Raw genomic sequence first — 17,483 nt, 5'->3', positions numbered from 1 at the left:
TGCCGACGTGTAGGGTGCGCTCCGCGCACCGGACATTGCATCGAAGCTCCCCAGCGCCCTTGGCATCTACTACCAAATGAGGAGCGCCTCGCTGCCATGGGCGCATACCGGGGGTGGTGGGGCGCTGCCTAAGATCGGTCCATGCCCTGCGTCCGTTCTGGCGCAGGCTCTGACACGCAGAAGAAAGAGAGGCCCATCATGATCTACGCCCAACCCGGTACCGCAGGCGCCGTCGTTTCCTTCAAACCCCGCTACGGCAACTACATCGGCGGTGAATTCGTACCGCCGGTTAAGGGTGAATATTTTGTCAACACCTCGCCAGTGAATGGCGAAGTGATCGCCGAATTCCCGCGCTCCGGCGCCGAAGATGTAGAGAAGGCCTTGGACGCCGCCCACGCCGCGGCCGATGCCTGGGGTAAGACTGCAGTGCAGGACCGCGCGCTGATCCTGCTGAAGATCGCCGACCGTATCGAAGCGAATCTGGAAAAGCTTGCCGTCGCCGAGACCTGGGACAACGGCAAGGCGGTGCGCGAAACCCTCAATGCCGACGTGCCGCTGGCCGCCGACCACTTCCGCTACTTTGCCGGCTGCATCCGCGCTCAGGAAGGCAGCGCGGCCGAGATCAACGAGCATACCGCTGCCTACCATTTCCATGAGCCGCTGGGCGTGGTCGGGCAGATCATCCCGTGGAACTTCCCGCTGCTGATGGCGGCCTGGAAGCTAGCGCCGGCGCTGGCCGCCGGCAATTGCGTGGTGTTGAAGCCCGCCGAGCAAACCCCGCTGTCGATCATGGTCTTCGCCGAAATCATCGACGGCCTGCTGCCGCCGGGCGTGCTGAACATCGTTCAGGGCTTCGGCCGTGAAGCGGGTCAGGCGCTGGCCACCAGCACCCGCATCGCCAAGATCGCCTTCACCGGCTCGACGCCGGTGGGCTCGCACATCATGCGCTGCGCCGCCGAGAACATCATTCCGAGCACCGTCGAGCTAGGCGGCAAGAGCCCGAACATCTTCTTCGAAGACATCATGAATGCTGAGCCCGCGTTCATCGAGAAAGCCGCCGAGGGTCTGGTGCTGGCGTTCTTCAACCAGGGCGAGGTCTGCACCTGCCCGTCGCGTGCGGTCATTCAGGAATCGATCTTCGAGCCCTTCATGGACGTGGTGATGAAGAAGATCCAGCAGATCAAGCGCGGCAACCCGCTGGACACCGAGACCATGGTCGGCGCTCAGGCGTCCGAGCAGCAGTTCGACAAGATCCTCTCGTACATGGAAATCGCCCGCCAGGAAGGCGGCCAGATCCTCACTGGCGGTGCTGCCGAGAAGCTGGAAGGCGGCCTGGCCAGCGGTTATTACGTGCAGCCGACCCTGATCAAGGGGCACAACAAGATGCGGGTGTTCCAGGAGGAGATCTTTGGGCCGGTGGTGGCCGTCACCACATTCAAGGACGAGGCCGAAGCGCTGGCGATTGCCAACGACAGCGAATTCGGCCTGGGCGCCGGCGTCTGGACCCGCGACATCAACCGTGCCTACCGCATGGGCCGTGGGATCAAGGCCGGGCGTGTCTGGACCAACTGCTACCACCTCTACCCGGCACACGCGGCGTTCGGTGGTTACAAGAAATCCGGCGTCGGCCGCGAGACCCACAAGATGATGCTCGACCACTATCAGCAGACCAAGAACCTGCTGGTGAGCTACGACATTAACCCGCTGGGCTTCTTCTGATTGGATGGGCTCCGGCGTGCGCTCCCGAACGCGCCGGTTACTTGGCAGGCACCGAGGGTGCCGAGCCTTTCCGGGCCGTCATCCCCGTGACGACCGGACGGCTCGTTTCGCGGCGCGGCCTTTTGGCCGCGTTTTTTTTTCAGAAGAACGCTGTAAGAACGTGCTGCGTACTCATCCAACTCGAATAACCGTTCGATTCGCGGGCTCTGGTTCTGCACTTGAAGCGCTTTCGGCAGACCACTGTTTTCATTCCTGACACAACTGTTCCATTCCTCGCTTCGCCTGTTCCTTTCCTGGTGCAGCTGCCCGCCTGCCAGCGCAGTCATTTCTGCTTTCATCCAATCATCAGGCCCAGTATCCACGCGCCCTCCAGCGATAAAGCGTAACGCTGGCATAGCCATTGCGATACCGCAGGGACCGTGGCGCGATGCTGCGGCCCCTAATAAGAACTGGAGACGCATAGATGAATCGTACTGGCCTGCAAAGGTGTGGAGGCGCAGAGCCGCCACCAGCCGCCTCGTTCGTTAAAAGCCTGTTCACCGTGCTGGCGTTGAGCGCAGCCTGTTCTTCGGTAGCGCTAGCGGCTGATGTCGACGGCAAACGCATCGCCAATGCCGACGCTGAGCCCGGCAATTGGATGAGCCACGGTCGTGACTATGGCGAGCAGCGCTACAGCCCGCTGAAGAACATTACTGCCGAGAACGTCGACGAGCTGGGGCTAGCTTGGAGTTACAAGCTCGACATCGACCGCGGGGTGGAAGCCACGCCTATCGTGGTCGATGGCGTGATGTACACCACAGGCCCGTTCTCAATCGTCTACGCGCTGGACGCCCGCAGCGGGGAGCTGATCTGGAAGTACGACCCGCAATCGGACCGCTCCCGCGCTGGCGAAGCCTGTTGTGATGCGATCAACCGCGGCGTTGCTGTGTGGAAGGGCAAGGTCTACGTCGGCGTGCTCGATGGTCGCCTAGAAGCCATCGACGCCAAAACCGGCGAACGCGTCTGGTCGGTAGACACCCGCAACGACAAAGCGCGCAGCTATACCATCACCGGCGCGCCGCGAGTGGTCAACGGCAAGGTCGTGATCGGCAATGGTGGCGCTGAGTTCGGCGTACGCGGATACGTGACCGCCTACGATGCCGAGACCGGCGATCAAGCCTGGCGCTTCTTCACCGTGCCGGGCGATCCGGACAAGCCAGCCGAAGGCAAGGGCATGGAGATCGCGAAGAAGACCTGGCACGGTCGCGCCTTCGTTGAGCAGGGCGGCGGCGGCACCGCCTGGGACTCCTTCGCCTACGATCCCGAACTGAACTTGCTGTATATAGGCGTCGGCAACGGCTCGCTGTGGGACCCGATCTGGCGCAGCGAGGGCAAGGGCGACAACCTGTTCCTGTCCTCCATCGTCGCGGTCAATGCCGACACCGGTGAGTACGTCTGGCACTACCAGACCACACCGGGCGATGCCTGGGACTACACCGCCACGCAGCACATGATCCTTGCTGATCTCGAAATCGAGGGCAAAGAGCGCAAGGTGCTGATGCAGGCGCCGAAGAACGGTTTCTTCTACGTCATCGACCGCGCCACTGGCGAGCTCCTGTCGGCCGAAAACATCGTGCCGATCAACTGGGCCAAGGGCGTCGATCTGAAGACCGGACGCCCTATCGTCGACGACGAAGCCGCGGCCTATTGGAAGGGTGAAAAGAAGGCCAAGCTGGTCCAGCCCGGCTTCTGGGGCGCGCATGACTGGCACCCGATGTCTTACAACCCGGACACGGGTCTCGTGTACATCCCTGCGCACATCATGTCCGCTTGGTACGAACACGTGCCGGACGCGCCGGCGCGCAACAAATTCAAAAGCATGTATCAGCTGGGCCTGAAGACCGGAATGATGCCCGAGGACCCCGAAGGTCTTGGCAAGTACGCTGATACTTGGTCCGGCAAGCTGATCGCCTGGGACCCGGTAAAACAGCAACAGGCCTGGGAAGTGCCCTACGTCACCATCTTTAACGGCGGCACGCTGACCACCGCCGGCAACCTGGTGTTCGAGGGCAGCGCGGACGGGCGAGTGATTGCCTACGCGGCTGACAACGGCGACAAGCTCTGGGAACAGCCCGCCGCGAGCGGCGTGATGGCCGCGCCCATCACCTACAGCGTCGACGGCGAGCAATACGTGACCTTCATGGCGGGCTGGGGCGGCGCCTTCTCCACATTCGCCGGAGCCCTGTCGCTGCGCGCCGGCGTGCAACCTTATGCGCAAGTGCTGACTTACAAGCTCGGCGGTACGGGCGAATTGCAGGAACCGGCACCACGGGCAGACGCACCCGAGCCGCCACCGCTGACCGCGGACGTCGCCACGGTCGAAGCCGGCGCCAAGCTCTACGACGGTTATTGCTCACAGTGCCACGGCATCCACGCGGTCAGCGGTGGCGTGCTGCCGGACCTGCGCATGCTCACGCCGGAGAAACACGAGCAGTTCCTCGGCATCCTCCACGGCGCCCGCATCCCCGATGGCATGCCGTCGTTCGCAGAAGCCTTCGATATGGAGCAGATGGGGCAGATCCATCAATACCTGATCAAGCGCGCCCACGACCGACTCGAACACGGCCCGGATGACCTGCCGCTGCCTGCCAATAAAACCGCTAGCAACTAACCCTATTTAGGAGATCGACATGACCGATGCAATCACCTACCAGAACTACATTGACGGTGCCTTCGTTGGCTGCGACAACCTCGTCGAGGTCCGTAACCCGGCCACCGGTGTTGTGCTGTCCCGTGTGCCGGAATCCGATGCTGGCACCGTCGAGCGCGCCATCGCTGCTGCCCGTACGGCGCAGAAAGACTGGGCGAAGAAGCCTGCCATCGAGCGCGCCGGCTACCTGCGCGCAATCGCCAGCAAGATTCGCCAGAACGCCGAGCGCCTGGCCCGCGTGATAACCGAAGAACAGGGCAAGATCCAGAGCCTGGCACTGGTGGAGGTCAACTTCACCGCCGACTACATGGATTACATGGCCGAGTGGGCGCGGCGTATCGAGGGTGAAATCATCACCAGCGACCGCCCAGGTGAGAACATTTTCCTGTTCCGTAAACCGCTGGGCGTGGTGGCCGGCATCCTGCCGTGGAATTTCCCGTTCTTCCTGATCGCGCGCAAGATGGCGCCGGCGCTGGTCACCGGCAATACCATCGTGATCAAGCCCAGCGAGGAAACGCCGAACAACTGTTTCGAATTCGCCAAACTGGTTGCCGAGACCGACTTGCCGAGGGGCGTCTTCAACGTGGTCTGTGGCAGCGGCGCCGGTGTCGGTAGCGCGCTGACCACCAGCAGCGGGATCGACATGATCAGCTTCACCGGCAGCGTTGGCACCGGCTCGCGGATCATGGCCGCTGCGGCGCCCAACGTCACCAAACTCAACCTAGAGCTGGGCGGCAAGGCGCCTGCGATCGTAATGAACGATGCCGATCTGGAGCTGGCGGTCAACGCCATCCGCGCCTCGCGAATCATCAACACCGGCCAGGTGTGCAACTGCGCCGAGCGCGTCTACGTGCAGCGCGGCGTGGCCGACCAGTTCATCGAACGCATCGCCGGCGTCATGGCCGAAACGCGTTACGGCGACCCGATCGCGCAGGCGGATGTGGAGATGGGCCCGCTGATCAACGAGGCAGGGCTACGCAAGGTCGAACAAATGGTCAGAACCGCCCAGAACCAGGGCGCCCAGCTGATCACAGGCGGCCAGATCGCTGACCTCGGCCAGGGCTTTCACTACCAACCGACGATTCTTGCCAACTGCTCGCAGGACATGGAAATCATGCGTCAGGAGATCTTCGGCCCGGTGCTGCCGATCCAGATCATCGACGACCTGGACGAAGCCATCGCCCTGTCCAACGACTGCGAGTACGGCCTGACTTCGTCGATCTACACCCGCGACCTGTCTACCGCAATGAAAGCGGCCGCCGGACTGGATTTCGGCGAAACCTACATTAACCGCGAGAACTTCGAAGCGATGCAGGGCTTTCATGCCGGCACTCGCAAGTCGGGGATCGGCGGGGCGGACGGCAAACACGGGCTCTATGAGTACACCCGTACGCATGTGGTTTACATCCAGCAGTAAAGGTAAGGGCCGCCTTGGGCGGCCTCATACCCATCTTCCTTCCCAGGGTAAGACCAGCGAACCGGGACTCGCCCTGGAAAGCCGCGGAAAGCGCGGACCTCGAACTGCCGAGCACCATTTCAGTGAAGAACGGCGCGAGGATGGCGAGGCACGGAAAGCCTTCCTAGGTTTCGCCATTCGCGGTCAGCTCGCTCCCATGGCGTGCTGAGCCGTCTCTCCTGCAACTTAGAGCTAAAACATCTCATTGGGCTGGACGATGCCGTGCTTTTTCATCTTGCGGTACAGCGTCGAGCGGGATACGGAGCTGGCTTCGGCTGCCGCGCTGATGTTCCAGCGGTATTGCCGCAAGACTGCCAGCAGATGGCGCGCTTCGTCGTTGCCCAACTGGTCGGCCAGGGTGGCTGCTGGCGCCGTCGGCGCCGCCGGCGCGGGAAGGGACGGTTGATGCAGCTCGGCAGGTAGGCAATCGCAATCGATCACACCGTCTTCGGCCAGGGCCACGGCGTAACGCAGCGCGTTGAGCAACTGGCGGATATTGCCAGGCCAGGGATGGTTGAGAAGGCGCTGGCGTGCCGCTTCGTCCAGGCGTAATCCATCAGCGTCGGCCTGAGCGCTGAGCAGGTTGTGAATCAGCTCGGCGCGGTCGCTGCGCTCGCGCAAGGCCGGTAGCGCCAGGGTCATGCCGCTGAGTCGATAGAACAGATCCTCGCGGAACAGCCTGGCCTGGATCATCCCGTGCAGATCCTGATGCGTGGCGGACACCACCTGCACATCCAGCGGCACCGGCGTCTCGGCACCCAAGGGAAAGATCTCTCGCTCTGCCAGCACCCGCAGCAGACGGGTTTGCAAATGCGCCGGCATATCGCCGATCTCATCGAGAAACAGGGTGCCGCCGTTGGCCAGCTCCAGCTTGCCCTTCATGCCTTTCTTGCTGGCACCTGTGAAGCTGCCGCTACGGTAGCCGAAGAGTTCGCTCTCGATCAGAGTTTCCGGGATGGCGGCACAATTGAGGGCGATGAAAGGGCCGCCTCGTCGGGCGCTGGCCTGATGGACGGCCCGTGCGAAGGCTTCCTTGCCGGTGCCGGTCTCGCCAGTGATGAGGATAGGGATACCTTTATCGATCACCTTGCGGATGCGCCGCACGCCCAGTTGCAACTGCGGGTCGCTGCCGCCGAGATGTTCAAGGTCGGGATGCTCGCTTGCCGGGGTGCGAACGCCGGCATCTGACGTTGAACGCGCGGAGCGAAAATGATTTGCAGGAATGCGCAAGCCAACATCCATCAGCGCCTCGCCCTGCAGGGAGCGCAGGCGCACGCCACGGGCTCCGCCGTTGGTCATGCTGAGCAGTTCGTCGACATTGGCCGGCAGCAGGCTGTCGATGGGTCGGCCGAGCAGGGCGCTTCCATGGCCTTGTTCGTAGGCGACGAAGGCGGCGCGGTTGGCACCGATCACCCGCCCTTGTTCATCCAGGGCCAACAACTGCTCGTTGGCGAGGTCGGTGATGTCGTCGCGGGGCTTGATGGCCAAGGTCAGGCGATCACGGTAGCTCTGATGGAAGTGAGCGTTCTCGATCAGCCGCGCATACATGATCACCAATTGCAGGGTCAGGTATTGCGCTTCCTTGGGGCCGTCGCTGTTCAGGCAGGTGGCGTTGAGGCAGCCGCGCAGTTGGCCTTGGGAGTCGAAGATCGGCGATACCGAGCAGCTCAGGCGGAAGTTCGTGGCGAGGAAGTGCTCCTCACGGTGGATGGTCAGCGCTTGGGCCGCGGCCAGGGCAGTGCCGATGCCGTTGGTGCCGGCGACCGATTCGTCCCAGCGCGCACCGATGATTAGCCCAGACTGAGTGTAGAGGTCGCGCTGTGCGGGCAGGCGTGCATCCAGCGTGACGCCGCCCTCGTCGCTGAGCAGCACGGAGAAGCCGGCTTGCACGACGCGCTTGGCCAGGCCGGTGACGCCCTGGCTGGCGACAGCCAGATACTCCTGATGCTGAGCCTGGTGCTGGCGGATCTCGGCAGCGGTGAGAATGTTCTTCTCGCAGCGTCCGCGTGGGTTGAGGCGGTGCTGGGTAACGCTTCGGTACCAGGACTGAGCAATCAAGCCGTCCGGTTGAATGCTGCGTTCGGGAAAGTGATGAGCCACGAAGGCTGCGAGTTCGCTGGCATTATCCGAAGCATGCAAATTCATGTGATCCTCATTGGCCGATGACGGACCTGGGGGCACGTCTCGACGTCTTGTTGTTTTTTGTCGAACCAGCGGCTGACCGAACACTTCAACCATAGACTTCTTCGGCGGCGCCTTCTGTCATCCATCCGTCGGAGATGGCACGGATACAGCAAGTGATATGCCGGGAGCATTCGGCGTCACCGCAAGTCCCGAGCTTGGGCGGTAGAGGCAGGCCGCAGAGTGCGGGCGTCGGCACAGCCGTCGCAAGAATGCGACAGGTGGAGCGGACAGGCGTACAGGTGTCGCTGACACGCTACCAAATCAGGACCGAAACTCGTTCGAAAGTAGCATTCGGGGGTGTCGGGCCTGATGGTTAACTCAAATCTGCCGGAATTCTCCGGCTTCATAAGAAGAGGAACGACCCATGTGGACTAAACCCGAGTACAGCGATCTGCGCATTGGTTTCGAAGTGACCATGTACTTCGCCAATCGTTGACTGTTCCGCCCCGGCTTCGGCCGGGGTTCTATCAATCGGGGGAAGCGCATGTTCATCCAGATTCTCGGTTCTGCTGCAGGCGGTGGTTTCCCTCAGTGGAATTGCAATTGCTCCAACTGTGCCGGCCTGCGCGCCGGTACGTTGCGCGGACTGGCACGTACCCAGTCGTCGATTGCCATCAGCGATAACGGCGTGGACTGGATTCTCTGCAACGCATCGCCGGATATCCGTGCGCAACTGGAGGCCTTTCCAGTGTTGCAGCCGGCACGCAAGCCGCGCGATACGGCCATCAGCGCAATCATCCTGCTCGACAGCCAGATCGATCACACCACCGGCCTGCTGACCCTGCGCGAAGGCTGCCCGCATGAGGTCTGGTGTAGTGAGATGGTGCATCATGATCTGACGACCGGCTTTCCGCTGTTCAACATGCTCGAACATTGGAATGGCGGGCTGAAGTGGAATCCCATCGCGTTAGAAGGCAGTTTCGTCATTCCGACCTGCCCGAACCTTTCCATCACACCGATCCCGCTGCGCAGCTCGGCACCGCCATATTCGCCGCACCGCAACGATCCGCATCCTGGCGACAACATCGGCCTGTTCATCGAAGACCGTCGCACCGGTGGCACGCTCTTTTACGCACCGGGCTTGGGGAAGGTGAGCGAGACGCTCCTGAGTACCATGCGCACGGCCAACTGCCTGCTGGTAGACGGCACGCTCTGGCGCGACGACGAAATGCGCGTGTGCGAGGTGGGTACAAAGCTGGGTAGCGAGATGGGCCATCTGCCGCAAAGTGGCCCGGGCGGCATGATCGAGGTGCTCGACGGTCTGCCGGATCCGCGCAAGATCCTCATCCATATCAATAACACCAACCCGATACTCGACGAAGATTCGCCCGAACGAGCCATCCTTATCGAGCACGGCATCGAAGTAGCCTTCGATGGCATGAGCATCGAGTTGTAGCTGCGCCGGATGTAGGGTGCGCTTCGCGCACCGGACTACTTCGGAATTGATGGTGCACAGAGCGCACCCTACGAGAGCAATCCTTCCCACGCCGTGTATTACCAACTGGGAATAGCAAAGGAAGCCGCGATGACCCTGCCAGCAATGACCCCAGCCGAATTCGAACAGGCGCTGCGTGCCAAGGGCGATTACTACCATATCCATCACCCTTTTCATCGAGCGATGTACGCGGGTCAGGCCACTCGTGAACAGATCCAGGGCTGGGTGGCCAACCGTTTCTACTACCAGGTCTGCATTCCGCTGAAGGATGCGGCGATCATGGCCAACTGTCCGGATCGCGACGCGCGCCGCGAGTGGGTCCAGCGCATCCTCGATCATGATGGCGCGCCCGGCGAGGAGGGTGGCATCGAGGCCTGGCTGCGGCTGGCCGAGGCCGTGGGGCTCGACCGCGAGCAGGTGCTGTCGCAGGAGCTGGTGCTGCCCGGCGTGCGTTTCGCGGTGGATGCCTATGTCAACTTCGCGCGCCGCGCCTCCTGGCAGGAGGCGGCCAGCAGCTCGTTGACCGAGCTCTTCGCACCGACCATCCACCAGTCGCGGCTGGACGCGTGGCCTCAGCATTACCCCTGGATCGATGCCTCCGGTTATGACTATTTCCGCAAGCGCCTGAAGGAAGCGCGTCGTGACGTCGAGCACGGGCTGCGCATCACGCTCGGCCATTACCGCACGCGTGACGCGCAGGAGCGCATGCTGAACATTCTTCAGTTCAAGCTGGACGTGTTGTGGAGCATGCTCGATGCCATAAGCATGGCCTACGAACTGGGCCGCCCGCCTTACCACACCGTGACTCGTGAGCGGGTTTGGCACAAGGGCATTACGTTGTGAGTGCGAAACCCCGCGCCGCTTGTATGGCCACCCGTATTTGGCGAGTGAACTGACATGAACGAGAACATTCTGCTGAAAGTCCCGGTCTTCCGCCGCGGTTATCGCTTCCAGTTCGAGCCGGCGCAAGGCTGTCACGTTTTGCTCTACCCCGAGGGGATGATCAAGCTCAACGACAGTGCCGCCGAGATACTCAAACGGGTCGACGGCTCGCGAACGGCAGGAGGGATCGTTGCCGATCTGCACGGGAGCTTCCCCGACGCGGAGGGCATCGAAGAAGACATCCTGGCATTCCTGGAGGTGGCCGTTGAACGATTCTGGATCGAGCTTCGTTAAACCCGGCTACGAACCCGGCCCGCCGTTGTGGCTGCTGGCAGAACTGACCTATCGCTGCCCGCTGCAATGTCCGTACTGTTCCAATCCGCTGGATTTTGCTCGCAGCCATGACGAGCTGAGTACCGCCGAGTGGGTCGAGGTGTTCCGTCAGGCCCGCCAGATGGGCGCAGCGCAGCTGGGTTTTTCCGGAGGCGAGCCGCTGGTGCGCCAGGACCTGGCCGAGTTGATCAAGGCCGCCCGTGACATGGGTTACTACACTAACCTGATCACCTCCGGCATCGGCCTGACCGAAGAGAAGATAGCCAGCTTCGCCGAGGCCGGACTGGACCATATCCAGATCAGCTTCCAGGCTGCCGACGAGGAAGTGAACAACCTGCTCGCGGGCTCGAAGAAGGCTTTCGCGCAGAAACTGGCCATGGCGCGTGCGGTGAAGCAGCACGGCTACCCGATGGTGCTCAACTTCGTCACCCATCGGCACAACATCGACAACATCGAACGCATCATCGAGCTTTGCCTGGAACTGGAAGCGGACTTCGTCGAGTTGGCCACCTGCCAGTTCTATGGCTGGGCCGAGCTGAATCGCGCCGGGCTGTTGCCAAGCAAGGAACAATTGGAGCGGGCTGAACGCATCACCAACCAATGGCGCGACAAGCTGGCCGCGGACAATCACCCCTGCAAGCTGATCTTCGTGACGCCCGATTACTACGAAGAACGCCCAAAGGCCTGCATGAGCGGCTGGGGCAATCTATTTCTCGACATTACCCCCGACGGTACGGCGTTGCCGTGCCACAGCGCGCGTCAGCTGCCGGTGGAATTTCCCAACGTTCGCGAGCAGAGCATCGAACACATCTGGCGTCATTCCTTCGGTTTCAACAAATTTCGTGGCTACGACTGGATGCCCGAACCCTGCCGCAGCTGCGACGAGAAGGAACAGGACTTCGGCGGATGCCGTTGCCAGGCGTTCATGCTCACCGGCGACGCCGCGAATGCCGACCCGGTGTGCAGCAAGTCGGCGCAGCACGGCAAGATCCTCGCTGCTCGCGAGCAGGCCGAGGCGGGCGCGCTGGGCCTCGATCAACTGCGCTACCGCAACGAAAAGGCCTCAAGGCTCATCCTCAAGGTCTGAGCACGGCGCTTGCTGGCCGCTGAACGATGGATGCATGCATGAGCAAAACCGCTGTTCCCTATGGTTCCTGGCCCAGCGAGTGGAGTACCGAGCGGGCTGCCTCAGCCAGCCGGGACTTCGCCGAGCTGCGCGCTGGCCATGGCGGGCTGTTCTGGATCGAGTACGACCCGGCGGATGCGCGTTGCACGCTCTGGTATTGGCGTGAAGGGCAGGTGAGCTGCCCGACATCGGCCGGCTTTTCGGTGCGCAGCCGCGTCTATGAATATGGCGGTGGCACCTTCTGCCTGACCGCGCAGGGGTTGCCTTCGTCAACGAGGCGGATCAACAGATCTATATCCAGGATCAGCCTGATTGCGGTCGCGAAGGTGCGCGAAGCGCACTACGAGATGCCGCTCATGCTGACTGAACGGGACGAGTGTCGTTACGGCGACCTGCAATTCGATCGTCGTGGCAATGCCATCGTTGCGCTGGAAGAGCGCCATGGTGAGCCGGGCGTCGAGCACCGCCTGGTGAGCCTTGGCCTCGATGACGGCGCGCGGCAGGTGTTGGTCGAGGGCGCCGATTTCTATTCGTCGCCCACGCTCGACCCGGAAGGCCGGCGCCTGGCCTGGATCGAATGGAGTCGCCCTGAGCAGCCTTGGACCGCAACCCGTTTGTGCTGGGCCGAGCGCTCGGCCGAGGGGCTTTGGGGTAATGCTTGTTGCCTGGCGGGCGCTGATGGCCAGGAGTCTTTGCAACAGCCGCGCTTCGACGAAGACGGGGTGTTTTTTGCCTTAGCGATCGCAACGGTTGGTGGCAACCCTGGCGCGAGAGTGCAGGGCGGCTCGTGATGCATGAGCTTGGCGGTGGCGGTGCGCGGAGCGCACCCTACAAGAGCCAGCCCGAACCACCCGTAGGGTGCGCTCTGCGCACCAAGGACTTCGACTGCGCTCCGGCACCCTGGCAGCTGGGTACGATCAGCTATCAGCCTCTGGCCGGCGGCGGTCTGTTGTTGACTCATATGCGCGACGGCTTTGGCCTGCTGTTCGAACATGAAGTCGGGGGCGGTGCGCGACAGCTGGCCAATGATTATTCCCGCTGTCGCCAGTTGGCTGTCGACGACCGCTTCTTCTATTGCATCGCCGGCTTACCAGATCGCACCGTCCCGGTGCTGATGATCGACCGGGGCAATGGCGAAACGAGCGTGCTGACCGGCGGTGAGCAACCGCTGCTCGGTACCCAGCTTTCGTGCCCGCAGAGTCTGTATTTCCGGGTTGCGCAACGAAACGGGACGGACCTGCGCACGCTATTCCTTGGATGCATTGCTTTACCTAACCAATCCAGTAGGCTTGCGCGGTTGTTACAAAAATAATAAAGGCCACGGTGATGAGCCCGAATATCAGCCTCCAGCGTAAATTCGTTTCCCCTGAAATCATCTTCGGTGCCGGCTGCCGCCACAGCGTCGGTACCTGTGCCAGCAACTTCGGCGCGCGCAAGGTACTGGTGGTTTCCGACCCCGGTGTGGTGGCCGCTGGCTGGGTGGCCGACGTGCAGGCCAGCCTCGAGCGGCAGAACATCGAACACCACCTGTTCTCGGACGTATCGCCCAACCCGCGTTGCGAAGAGGTGATGCTTGGCGCCGAGGTCTATCGCAATGAAGGCTGCAACGTGATCGTCGCGGTGGGCGGCGGCAGCCCGATGGATTGCGCCAAGGGCATCGGCATCGTGGTCGCCCACGGTCGCCATATCATCGAGTTCGAAGGGGTTGATACCCTGCGAGTGCCCAGCCCACCGCTGATCCTGATCCCCACCACGGCCGGCACCTCGGCGGACGTTTCGCAGTTCGTGATCATCTCCAACCAGGACGAGCGGATGAAGTTTTCCATCGTCAGCAAGGCGGCGGTGCCGGACGTTTCGCTGATCGACCCGGAAACCACGGCGAGTATGGATCCCTTCCTGTCCGCCTGTACGGGTATCGACGCGCTGGTGCACGCCATCGAGGCGTTCGTCTCCACCGGCAACGGCCCGCTGACCGATCCCCACGCGCTGGAGGCCATGCGGCTGATCAACGGCAATCTGGTGCAGATGATCGCCAATCCTGCGGATATCGCCCTGCGCGAGCAGATCATGCTCGGCAGCATGCAGGCCGGGCTGGCGTTCTCCAACGCGATTCTGGGCGCCGTGCATGCCATGTCTCACAGCCTCGGCGGTTATCTCGATCTGCCTCACGGACTGTGCAACGCGGTGCTGGTCGAGCATGTGGTGGCGTTCAACTACGACGCTGCGCCGGATCGCTTCAAGATCGTCGCCCAGACGCTGGGTATCGATACGCGCGGCCTGAACCACCGGCAGATCCGCGAGCGCCTGGTGCAGCATCTGATCAGCCTCAAGCAATCGATCGGCTTCAAGGAAAGCCTCGGCCTGCACGGCGTTGACCTGTCGGACATTCCCTTCCTGTCGCAGCATGCAATGCAGGACCCCTGCATCCTCACCAACCCACGTTCTTCGACCCAGCGCGATGTCGAGGTCGTTTATGCCGAAGCCCTTTGACGACCAGCAGGCGCTGACTCAACTGCTCGGCTTTGGCAGCCATTCGGCGCGCAAGAGTCATTACCCGGAGCTGCTGAGCCGTCTGGAAGAGCTGGAGGCCGAGCGCAACCGCTACAAGTGGCTGTTCGAACATGCGGTGCACGGCATCTTTCAGGCCAGCCTGCAGGAGGGCATACGTGCGGCCAATCCGGCCCTGGCGCGCATGCTCGGCTATGAAAGCCCCGAGGCTGCGCTGTGGGCGCTCACTGATCTGTCGCACCACCTTTTCATCGGCGGCGAAGAGGAGCTGCTGCAGATTCGCCATACGCTGACCATTCAACAGGGTCTGTTCGGTTATGAGACCCGGTTGCGGCGCCAGGACGGCAGTTTCATCGACGTGATGATGAACCTGCTGCTCAAGCCGGACGAAGATGGCCTGGTGGAAGGCTTCGTCGCCGACATCACCGAGCGCAAGCAGGCTCAGTTGCGGCTTCTGCAACTCAATGAACAGCTGGAGCAACGCGTCGCCGAGCGTACCTGCGAGTTGCGCGAAGCCCGCGACGCTGCCGAAGCGGCCAACCTCAGCAAGGACAAGTACCTGGCCGCGGCCAGCCACGATCTGCTGCAACCGTTGAATGCGGCGCGGCTGCTGATTTCCACCCTTTGCGAGCGCAATCTACCGAGCGCAGAGCGCAATCTGGTCCAGCGGGCGCATCAGGCATTGGAAGGCGCCGAGGATTTGCTCACCGACCTGCTGGACATTTCCAAACTGGACCAGAGCGCGATCAAGCCGGATCTCGACAGCTATCGCCTCGACGAGGTGCTGTTGCCGCTGGTTTCGGAGTTCCAGCCGGTCGCCGAGGCGGCGGGGCTGCGGCTCGTTCACTTCATTCCGCGCTACGCGATCCGAACCGATTTCCGCCTGCTGAGCCGCATCCTGCGCAACTTTCTCAGCAATGCCTGTCGTTACACCGAACACGGCCGGGTATTGCTCGGCGCGCGCAAGCGCGGCGGTTCGCTGCGCATCGAGGTATGGGACAGCGGACGTGGCATCGCCCAGGATCAGCTGCAATCGATCTTCCTCGAATTCAATCAGCTCGGGGTGGAACGTGCCGCCGAGCGGCGGGGCGTCGGCCTGGGGCTGGCCATCGTCGAACGCATTGCCAAGATGCTCGACTACCGCATCCAGGTCAGGTCGCAACCGGGGCGCGGCTCGGTTTTCAGCATCGAGGTGCCACTGAGCGAGTCAATGCCCAAGCGCAACCTCGAGACGCTGGTCAGCGTGCCGCAACTGGGCGATCCCTTGCCCGGGCGACGGCTGCTGGTGCTGGATAACGAGCTCAGCATCCTCCACAGCATGTCTGCACTACTTGGCCAGTGGGGCTGCGAAGTGCTCACGGCGACCGACCAGATCACCGCGCTTACCGTGCTGGACGGCCGGGCGCCGGAGCTGATTCTGGCCGACTATCATCTCGATCAAGGCGTCACCGGCTGGGAAGTTGCGCAGGCATTGCGCGAGTGGTTCGGCGTTGCGATTCCGGTGGTGATGATCACCGCCGATCGAAGCGACCAGTGCCGCAAGCAATTACAAGGCCTCGGCGTGCCGGTGCTGAACAAGCCGGTCAAGGCCGGCAAGATGCGCTCGGTGCTTAGCCACCTGCTTGCTGGTGAGCCTTCGGCCAATCCGCCCGCGGCGTAATGAGGTCGGCTGCAGTCGGGACTTGCGCATCTTGCTTCACAGTTCGGCGGATCGCTGGTTAAAGGCGACTCAGTAGACCCAGACCTCGACACGCCTGTTCTTGACGCGGCCCGACGGCGTATCAGAAGCAACTGGAAGTTGATCACCCAACCCGTTGATATCTTTAACCAGAATGCCGCCGCGCGCTAATTCGCGACGCACCGCCATCGCGCGGAGTTTGGATAGAAGCTCGGTACGTGCCGAGTCCCCTCGTGCATCGCCGAAACCCACCAGCACCGCCGCGTTCATCTGTTTGTCAGCACGCTGGAGATAATCGGTCAAGCGTCCGATATCACGTTGAGCCTTGTTATCCAGCCGTGCGCTGCCCTCGTCGAAACGAAAGTTGACGGTCAGCCGCCGGGCATCGTTGGCCAGGTCTTGGTAAAGCTGTGGCATGTCGGGTTGGGCCGGCAGCTTTATCGCAGTGATTGCCTGTGCGACGTAGCCGGCCTTTTCGACGATGGTCTGCCCGGCGGCGCTATGGGCAAAGTCAAGATAGGCCCGTGTCCAGTCCGACTGGGCGGCAGGCTTGGCGTAGAGGAACAGACGACGCGACAGCGGATAGTCTTCTGTCGCGACCAACGCGGTGGACGGAGGCATGGGTTGTGAGTTGCCGTCGGCAATTGCCAGCGCCTTGGCGCTTCCCACCGAGGCGAGTCCCACGAAGCCGATAGCACCAGGGCGGCTGATAACCGTTTGGGAAAGCTGGTCATTGGATTCATAACGCAAGGCACTACTGGCGAGCTTCTTGTCCTGCGTGCCGAGTACCAGTTCCTTGAAGGTGTCATAGGTGCCGGACTGATCGTCGCGTGCGTGCAGTTCGACAGCCAGATCATCGCCGCCCAGCTCGCGCCAGTTGCGAATCTCGCCAGCGAACAGGCCCGCGACTTGCGCGACGCTGAGTGAGGCGATTCGGTTGTTCGGGTGGACGATGATCGCCAAACCGTCGATGGCGATGATCTGCTCGGACTGTGCGCTGCGCAGGTCACCGAGGCTGGCCAGGCTGTCGTATTCACTGTCCTTGATGGGGCGCGATGCGGCGGCAAGATCGGCGGAACCTTCTCCGAGTCCGGCAAAGCCAGTGCCTGTGCCGTGAGCGGCAACCAGGGCGTACAGCGTGCGCCCGGTTTTGCTGTCGACTGCGCTTATCCGCTGCTCGTTTTCCCTGGTGGAAGCGATCTTTATCGACTGCAACCCCTGCGCCTCGAACAGACCGGCGGTCAACATGGGCGCCAGTTTGGCGCCGACGGTGTTCGACCCATGGATGCTCAGTACCGGCTGATCCTTTGCAGGTAACGCCGGCACGGCTCCGTTTACCGAGAGAGGAGATGCACAGAACAGGGCGAAAAACGCCAGGCATAACACCCGTTTCCCTGTGGTGCGTGCGGACGTAAAAGGTGCCATGCAGCGAATCTCCCTTTCAAAGAAGCGGGGAGATTAAGACGCTTTGTT

Annotated in this window: 12 protein-coding genes and 1 pseudogene; 11 read left to right on the top strand and 2 right to left on the bottom strand. The window is 62.2% G+C overall.

Features of this window, described 5'->3' with window-relative positions; translation table 11 throughout:
* Positions 1-198 precede the first annotated feature (198 nt).
* From exaC to aldA, 3 genes are all read left to right on the top strand, one after another.
* Positions 199-1,719: an acetaldehyde dehydrogenase ExaC gene (gene exaC, locus NA645_RS09595; protein ID WP_256048584.1), complete on the top strand. Its 1,521-nt coding sequence runs from the start codon at positions 199-201 to the stop codon at positions 1,717-1,719.
* A 463-nt stretch (positions 1,720-2,182) separates the two neighbouring features.
* On the top strand, positions 2,183-4,369 hold the full coding sequence (locus tag NA645_RS09590; protein WP_256048583.1) for a PQQ-dependent dehydrogenase, methanol/ethanol family: 2,187 nt from the start codon (positions 2,183-2,185) through the stop codon (positions 4,367-4,369).
* A gap of 19 nt (positions 4,370-4,388) precedes the next feature.
* A complete protein-coding gene (gene aldA, locus NA645_RS09585) occupies positions 4,389-5,825 on the top strand; it encodes an aldehyde dehydrogenase (RefSeq protein ID WP_256048582.1) in 1,437 nt (478 codons plus the stop codon).
* A 231-nt stretch (positions 5,826-6,056) separates the two neighbouring features.
* Here aldA and NA645_RS09580 read toward each other — a convergent pair whose 3' ends face one another.
* A complete protein-coding gene (locus NA645_RS09580) occupies positions 6,057-8,009 on the bottom strand; it encodes a sigma-54-dependent Fis family transcriptional regulator (RefSeq protein ID WP_256048581.1) in 1,953 nt (650 codons plus the stop codon).
* Between the two features lie 403 nt (positions 8,010-8,412).
* On the opposite strand from NA645_RS09580, the gene pqqA reads away from it, so the two are divergent.
* The 8 genes and pseudogenes from pqqA to NA645_RS09540 all read left to right on the top strand — a co-directional run bounded on the left by pqqA (position 8,413) and on the right by NA645_RS09540 (position 15,992).
* Entirely contained in the window at positions 8,413-8,484 is a 72-nt protein-coding gene (gene pqqA / locus NA645_RS09575) for a pyrroloquinoline quinone precursor peptide PqqA (RefSeq protein ID WP_115028541.1), read from the top strand.
* 48 nt (positions 8,485-8,532) lie between these two features.
* On the top strand, positions 8,533-9,444 hold the full coding sequence (gene pqqB / locus NA645_RS09570; RefSeq protein WP_256048580.1) for a pyrroloquinoline quinone biosynthesis protein PqqB: 912 nt from the start codon (positions 8,533-8,535) through the stop codon (positions 9,442-9,444).
* Between the two features lie 129 nt (positions 9,445-9,573).
* On the top strand, positions 9,574-10,326 hold the full coding sequence (gene pqqC, locus NA645_RS09565; protein WP_256048579.1) for a pyrroloquinoline-quinone synthase PqqC: 753 nt from the start codon (positions 9,574-9,576) through the stop codon (positions 10,324-10,326).
* A gap of 54 nt (positions 10,327-10,380) precedes the next feature.
* Entirely contained in the window at positions 10,381-10,659 is a 279-nt protein-coding gene (gene pqqD, locus NA645_RS09560; RefSeq protein WP_256048578.1) for a pyrroloquinoline quinone biosynthesis peptide chaperone PqqD, read from the top strand.
* Complete coding sequence (pqqE, locus tag NA645_RS09555; protein ID WP_256048577.1) at positions 10,631-11,785, top strand: pyrroloquinoline quinone biosynthesis protein PqqE; 1,155 nt, start codon at positions 10,631-10,633, stop codon at positions 11,783-11,785. The genes pqqD and pqqE overlap by 29 nt, the downstream gene beginning before the upstream one ends.
* A gap of 38 nt (positions 11,786-11,823) precedes the next feature.
* Positions 11,824-13,034: pseudogene (locus tag NA645_RS09550) on the top strand (S9 family peptidase); the annotation flags it as partial.
* Positions 13,035-13,150: 116 nt separating this feature from the next.
* Entirely contained in the window at positions 13,151-14,314 is a 1,164-nt protein-coding gene (gene ercA / locus NA645_RS09545) for an alcohol dehydrogenase-like regulatory protein ErcA (protein WP_256048576.1), read from the top strand.
* Entirely contained in the window at positions 14,298-15,992 is a 1,695-nt protein-coding gene (locus tag NA645_RS09540) for a hybrid sensor histidine kinase/response regulator (protein WP_256048575.1), read from the top strand. The genes ercA and NA645_RS09540 overlap by 17 nt, the downstream gene beginning before the upstream one ends.
* Positions 15,993-16,061: 69 nt before the next feature.
* Here NA645_RS09540 and NA645_RS09535 read toward each other — a convergent pair whose 3' ends face one another.
* Positions 16,062-17,435 carry a substrate-binding domain-containing protein gene (locus tag NA645_RS09535; protein ID WP_256048574.1) on the bottom strand — a complete coding sequence of 458 codons (1,374 nt, stop codon included), beginning with the start codon at positions 17,433-17,435 and terminating at the stop codon, positions 16,062-16,064.
* Between the last annotated feature and the right edge of the window lie 48 nt (positions 17,436-17,483).

The organism is Stutzerimonas stutzeri (assembly GCF_024448955.1).
Taxonomy (GTDB): Bacteria; Pseudomonadota; Gammaproteobacteria; order Pseudomonadales; family Pseudomonadaceae; genus Stutzerimonas; species Stutzerimonas stutzeri_AQ.
The sequence above is the reverse complement of the archived record's forward strand: the minus strand, read 5'-3'. Positions and strand labels throughout refer to the sequence as shown.

Excerpts from the sequence above, each read along its gene's own strand:
- pqqB (WP_256048580.1), top strand. The coding sequence starts at position 8,533 with ATGTTCATCCAGATTCTCGGTTCTGCTGCAGGCGGTGGTTTCCCTCAG.
- NA645_RS09535 (WP_256048574.1), bottom strand. The coding sequence starts at position 17,435 with ATGGCACCTTTTACGTCCGCACGCACCACAGGGAAACGGGTGTTATGC.
- NA645_RS09590 (WP_256048583.1), top strand. The coding sequence starts at position 2,183 with ATGAATCGTACTGGCCTGCAAAGGTGTGGAGGCGCAGAGCCGCCACCA.
- aldA (WP_256048582.1), top strand. The coding sequence starts at position 4,389 with ATGACCGATGCAATCACCTACCAGAACTACATTGACGGTGCCTTCGTT.
- ercA (WP_256048576.1), top strand. The coding sequence starts at position 13,151 with ATGAGCCCGAATATCAGCCTCCAGCGTAAATTCGTTTCCCCTGAAATC.
- pqqC (WP_256048579.1), top strand. The coding sequence starts at position 9,574 with ATGACCCTGCCAGCAATGACCCCAGCCGAATTCGAACAGGCGCTGCGT.
- NA645_RS09580 (WP_256048581.1), bottom strand. The coding sequence starts at position 8,009 with ATGAATTTGCATGCTTCGGATAATGCCAGCGAACTCGCAGCCTTCGTG.
- NA645_RS09540 (WP_256048575.1), top strand. The coding sequence starts at position 14,298 with ATGCCGAAGCCCTTTGACGACCAGCAGGCGCTGACTCAACTGCTCGGC.
- pqqD (WP_256048578.1), top strand. The coding sequence starts at position 10,381 with ATGAACGAGAACATTCTGCTGAAAGTCCCGGTCTTCCGCCGCGGTTAT.
- exaC (WP_256048584.1), top strand. The coding sequence starts at position 199 with ATGATCTACGCCCAACCCGGTACCGCAGGCGCCGTCGTTTCCTTCAAA.